The organism is Actinomadura sp. WAC 06369 (assembly GCF_003947565.1).
Lineage (GTDB): Bacteria > Actinomycetota > Actinomycetes > Streptosporangiales > Streptosporangiaceae > Spirillospora > Spirillospora rifamycini.
This window is the reverse complement of record NZ_QHJN01000294.1, coordinates 1-5272: the sequence shown is the minus strand read 5'-3', so window position 1 is coordinate 5272 and position 5272 is coordinate 1. Positions and strand designations below refer to the sequence as shown.

6 protein-coding genes are annotated in these 5272 nt (G+C 76.1%); 2 read left to right on the top strand and 4 right to left on the bottom strand.

Going from position 1 to position 5272, the window contains the following annotated elements; all coding sequences use genetic code 11:
* Positions 1 to 612: hypothetical protein (locus DMH08_RS38415; protein ID WP_125621152.1), on the bottom strand; the 612-nt coding region annotated here is incomplete at its 3' end.
* A 320-nt stretch (positions 613 to 932) separates the two neighbouring features.
* Here DMH08_RS38415 and DMH08_RS38410 point away from each other — a divergent pair.
* Entirely contained in the window at positions 933 to 1634 is a 702-nt protein-coding gene (locus DMH08_RS38410) for a hypothetical protein (protein WP_125621150.1), read from the top strand.
* Here the strand turns inward: DMH08_RS38410 and DMH08_RS38405 are convergent.
* Complete coding sequence (locus DMH08_RS38405; protein WP_125621154.1) at positions 1631 to 2461, bottom strand: ABC transporter permease; 831 nt, start codon at positions 2459 to 2461, stop codon at positions 1631 to 1633. The genes DMH08_RS38410 and DMH08_RS38405 overlap by 4 nt on opposite strands.
* Before the next feature lie 11 nt (positions 2462 to 2472).
* Complete coding sequence (locus tag DMH08_RS38400; protein WP_026404655.1) at positions 2473 to 3444, bottom strand: daunorubicin resistance protein DrrA family ABC transporter ATP-binding protein; 972 nt, start codon at positions 3442 to 3444, stop codon at positions 2473 to 2475.
* Between the two features lie 109 nt (positions 3445 to 3553).
* On the opposite strand from DMH08_RS38400, the gene DMH08_RS38395 reads away from it, so the two are divergent.
* The gene (locus DMH08_RS38395) at positions 3554 to 4318 is read left to right on the top strand and encodes a TetR/AcrR family transcriptional regulator (protein WP_125621148.1); all 765 of its coding nucleotides are present in this window, start codon (positions 3554 to 3556) and stop codon (positions 4316 to 4318) included.
* A gap of 3 nt (positions 4319 to 4321) precedes the next feature.
* Here DMH08_RS38395 and DMH08_RS38390 read toward each other — a convergent pair.
* A partial coding sequence (locus DMH08_RS38390) for an ATP-dependent helicase C-terminal domain-containing protein (protein ID WP_325052986.1) occupies positions 4322 to 5272 on the bottom strand: 951 nt, incomplete at its 5' end.

Genomic DNA, 5272 nt, shown 5'->3' with positions numbered 1-5272 from the left:
GTCCCGTCCCGCCCGCACCGCGTCGCCCGGGAGGGCCCCGGTGAGGAGGTGGCCGCGGAACGCCGCCCCCTTCGCGGTGATCTTCATCGGCTGGAACGCGCCCGGCGCCAGCGCGCAGAAGCCCGTCTGCACGACGTCCTCGTAGAGGGAGTCGGACACCACGTAGGCCAGGTCGCGGGCGCCGTCGTCCAGCAGGCGCCGCAGCGGCGCCGCGTCCAGCAGGCGCTGGACGACGATGGGCGCGTCGCCCGCCGGTCCGAACGGGCCCGCGGTCAGCGTGCCGTAGTGCAGCGCGAGCCGCACCCGCAGCCGGTGCCGCCCGGGGCGGCGGTTCACCTCCCGCAGCGCCGCCGCGAGCCCGATGGCGAACCCGCCGGCGACCGGCGCCGGGTCGGTGCCGGCCGGCAGCGTCGCCAGCTCCCCGTCCCCGCCGACCTGCTTCTCCCAGCGCGCCCGGTCGAGTCCGATGCCGTGCGCCGCGCGGTCCAGCGCGTCCGCGAGCTGGTGCTGCGCGGCGAGCTGGTCGCGGGCGTCCCGCCTGCTGTACTGCTGTATGTCCACCGCCAGCAGGAGGCGGTAGTCGAGCCGTGCCGTCGTCTCGATTCCTCTCATTCCCGATCCCGCCCTCGGTTGCTTCGAGCGAACAGGGCCCGGTGCCCGCGTCCGCTCCACGCGCGGAGTGAACGTCGCTTCGAAGGTCCCGGGAAAAGGATCCGGGTTCCGCACCACCGTCCGCATCTCGATTTCCGTCTCCCACGCCCCGTTCGACGCGGAAGGGCGCGGGCCGGTGCCGGTGGTAAGGCCGCTATGGCGAACTAGTTAGCGTCCGGCTGGAATAGCGAGGTCACAAGGGGTACCTCGGGCAGCGCGGCGTGACGGGGCCCACTGATCGCGGACGGTGCGGGCGGCCGGGCGTCCCCTAGGCTGGCGGTGTGAGCACGACCCGACCGTCCGCCCGGCCCCTCCTGCTGCCCGCCCTGCGCGAGGTGTACGACGCCTACGTGCGGGAGGCGGACGCGCTGCCCGCGCTGCCCGCCGCCCTGCAGGCCGAGGTGTGGACGTCCGCGCAGCTCGGCGGCCTGCTGGCCGCGGCGCCGCACGAGCAGGCCCGGCGCGCCGCGCTCGGCGACCTGATCGGCTGCCTGCACGCCGCCGGGACGCCCGGGGCGCGGGCGTTCCTGCGGGCGCTCGCCGCGATCGGCCCCGAGGTGGGCCGCCGCGCGGCGGCCAAGGCGGCGGACGCCCTGGGCGGCGTCCCGCCCGCCCCGTGGGAGGACGCGCTCGGCCGCGTCGTCCCCGGCCAGGCGTGGCTGATCCAGGAGGGCCCGCTCGACGGCGACCGCCTGGTGTGCGAGTTCCGCTACGCCGAGCAGGGGACCGCGGGCCTGCACGCGCTGGCCGTCCGGCTGACCTACGGCGACGCGCCGACCGAGGTGGTCGCGGTGGGCGACGTCCCCGCGCTGATGACCGCGGCGCGGCAGGCGATGCAGGCCGAACTGTGCGTCGTGCAGCCCTACGACACCGCGTCCGTCGGGGCCAGGCTCCGCACCGCCCTGAACGGCGCGGAGCCCGTCCCCGCGGACTGCCGCCCGGCGCTGGCGCTCGCGCGCCACCGGGCGTCCCTGCTGCCCTAGCGGCCGAGCGCGCGGTACCGGCGGACCGCCAGCGGGAAGAACACCGCCGTGATCGCCAGCGGCCACGCCACCGCCATCGGCAGCGCGTTGCCGGCGGCCCAGGAGTCCCCGGCGAGCGCGGCCTGCGCGGGGTCGCCGAACAGGTCCCGGCAGGCGGTGACGGTGGCCGACATGGGGTTCCACTCGGCGACCGTCCCCAGCCACCCCGGCATCGTGCTGGGCGCGACCATGGCGCTCGACAGGAACCCGATCGGCCACACCAGGATCTGGATCATCATCACCGACTCGGGCCCCTTGGCGACCAGCCCCAGGTACACCCCGACCCAGACCAGGGCGAACCGCAGGAGCAGCAGCAGGCCCAGGCCGGCGAGCGCGGGGAGGATCCCGTCGTGGACGCGCCAGCCCATCGCCAGGCCGCACAGCGCCATCACCGACAGCGCCGCGATCGAGTCGACCAGGTCGGCGGCGCCGCGCCCCACCACCACGGCGGACGGCGACATCGGCATCGCCCGGAACCGGTCGGACACGCCCTTGGCGGCGTCGGCGGCGACCGCGGTGAACGTGGCCTCGACCCCGAACACCATCGTCATGGCGAACATCCCCGGGATGATGAACTCCCGGTAGTCCCCGCCCGGGACGTCCATCTGGCCGCCGAACAGGTAGCCCATCATCAGCACGACGAGCACCGGGAACGCCAGTCCCATGACGAGCTGGTCCGGGCGCTTGACCCAGTGCGTGAGCGCCCGCCGGGTGAGCGTCCACCCGTCGGCCGCCGCCCACCGCAGCCGCCCCAGCGGGCCGCGCGGGAGCTCCGGGATCGGCGGCATCGTCGCCGCGGTCACGCGGGCACCTCCTCGTTCTCGCCGACCGGGTCGCCCGTGAGGTGCAGGAACACCTCGTCGAGCGTGGGCCGCCGCACCCCGATGTCGGCGACCCGCACGTCCGCCTCGTCCAGCGCCCGGACCGCGCCGGTCAGCGCCCCGACCCGGTCGCGGACGGGCGCGCCGATCCGCAGCGCGTCGGCGTCCACCTCGGGCTCGGTCCCGGCGATCCGGGCGACGACCGCCGCGGCCGCCGCGAGCGCGCCGGCGTCCTCCAGGACGACCTCCAGGTGGTCGCCGCCGAGCCGGGACTTGAGCTCGTCCGGCGCGCCCTCGGCGATGACGCGGCCCCGGTCGATCACCGAGATCGCGTCGGCGAGCCGGTCGGCCTCCTCCAGGTACTGGGTGGTGAGGAGGACGGTGGTGCCGCCGTCGGCGAGCGAGCGGACCGCGTCCCACACCTCGATGCGGCTGCGCGGGTCGAGCCCGGTGGTGGGCTCGTCCAGGAACAGGACGGACGGCGCCAGGATCATCCCCGCCGCGAGGTCGAGGCGGCGCCGCATGCCGCCGGAGTACTGCCCCGCCGGACGGTCCGCGGCGTCGGCGAGCCGGAACCGCTCGAGCAGCTCGTCGGCCCGCCGCCGCGCCCACCGGGCGCCCAGGTGGTAGAGGCGCCCGAACATCACGAGGTTCTGCCGTCCGGTGAGCACCTCGTCGACCGCGGCGTGCTGCCCGACGAGCCCGATGCGCGTCCGGACCCGTCCGGGGTCGCGCACGACGTCGTGCCCCGCGACCGCCGCCCGTCCCGCGTCGGGACGGGCGAGCGTGGCGAGCACGCGCACGCACGTCGTCTTGCCCGCGCCGTTGGGGCCGAGCACGCCGTGCACCGTCCCCGCGGGCACCCGCAGGTCCAGGCCGTCCAGCGCGCGGGTGGCGCCGTAGGTCTTCCGCAGCCCCGCCGCGTCGATCGCGAACTGTGGCTCTGTCATCACTCTCCCGAAACTCCGTACACAATACGGATTAACCATCCCGGGCAATATAACGTACGTCGTACAGAGTTTCATCCCGGGCAGCGGACTTCTTTGGGAGGATGCGAGCGTGACGACCGAGTACAGCGGCGGCGGCGACCCCCAGCGCAGCCTCGAACTCCTGTGGGGCGTCCCGCCCGCCCCCAAGCGCGGCCCGAAACCCAAACTGACGGTCGAGGAGATCGTCCGGACCGCGATCGCGGTCGCCGACGCCGAGGGCCTGGACGCCCTGTCGATGCGGCGCGTCGCCGACGAACTGGGCGTCGCCCCGATGTCGATCTACACCTACGTCCCCAGCAAGGCCGAGCTGATCGACGTCATGTTCGACCGCGCCCTCGCCGAACTGACCCCGCCCGACGGCGTCCCCGGCGGCTGGCGCCCCAAGCTCGAGCACCTCGCCCGCGACAACTGGGACCTGTACCACCGGCACCCCTGGCTGCTGCACGTCTCGGTCGTCCGCCCGCCGATGGGGCCGGCGATCTTCGCCAAGTACGAGTTCGAGCTGCGCGCCGTCGACGGCATCGGCCTGACCGACGTCGAGATGGACTCGGTGGTCGCCCTGGTCACCGGCTTCGCCGAGAGCTCCGCGCGCGTCTCGGTCAGCGTCGCCGAGGCCGAGCGGCGCACCGGCATGAGCGACGTGCAGTGGTGGGAGACGCTGGCGCCGCTGCTGGAGCGGCTCGACACGGGCGGCGACGCGTACCCGCTGAGCGCCCGCGTCGGCGCGAGCGCCGGAAGGGAGTACCAGGGCGCCGTCGGCCCGCGCCACGCGTTCGAGTTCGGCCTCGCGCGCATCCTGGACGGCATCGAGGTCCTGATCGCCTCGCGCCGCTGACCCCTACCGCCGCCGGTTCGCCCGTTTCGTCGGGACGGCCGACGCCGGGTCGTCGGGCCACGGATGCCGCGGATACCGGCCGCGCAGCTCGGCGCGCACCGCCCGGTACCCCTCGCGCCAGAACGACGCGAGGTCCGCGGTGACGGCGGCCGGGCGCCCCGCCGGGGACAGCAGGTGCACCACCACCGGCACCCGCCCGCCCGCCAGCCGGGGCGCGGCGTCCCACCCGAACAGCTCCTGCAGCTTCACGGCCAGCACGGGCTGCTCGGGCGCGTAGTCCACCCGGATCCGGGAGCCCGACGGGACCTCGATCCGCTCCGGGGCCAGCTCGTCCAGCCGCGCCGCCAGGTCCCACGGGAGCAGGCCGCGCAGGGCCGCCGCGACGTCGATGCGGGCGAGTCCCGCGCGGTCGCGGGCGCCCGCCGCCGTCGCCCAGTCCGGGACGTGCGCGAGCAGCGCCCCGTCGTCCACGGCCGGCCACGGCTCCCCCAGCGTCCGGTGCAGGAACGCGAGGCGCTCCCGGAGCGCCGCCGCGGCGGGCGTCCAGGTCAGCACGCCGGTGCCCGCCGCGCGGACGCCGTCGGCCAGCGCCGCCCGCACCCGCTCGGGATCAGGGTCGCGCAGCGGGCGCACGTCCAGCTCGATCGCCCCGAGCCGCTCGACCCGCCGCGCCGCCACGTCCCCGTCCCGCCACGCGACCTCGTCCCCGGACGCCGCGAGCGGCGCCGCCGCGAACCGGGCGACGTCCTCGTCGATCACCACGGCCTGCCGGATCCGCGCCGACGGCGCCCCCGCCGGACGGTCGGCCGCCGCGACCGCGAGCCACCGGGGCCGCGCCCCCGCGAGCGCCGACCCGTCGGCGAGGACCGCGCCCGTCCCGGACGCCATCAGGAAGTCGCGCCCGCCCTCCGCCCGGACCCGCGCGACCCGCTCGGGAAACGCGAGCGCCACCAC

Coding starts and splice junctions, on each gene's coding strand:
- DMH08_RS38405 (WP_125621154.1), bottom strand. CDS start 2,461: ATGCCGCCGATCCCGGAGCTCCCGCGCGGCCCGCTGGGGCGGCTGCGG.
- DMH08_RS38400 (WP_026404655.1), bottom strand. CDS start 3,444: ATGACAGAGCCACAGTTCGCGATCGACGCGGCGGGGCTGCGGAAGACC.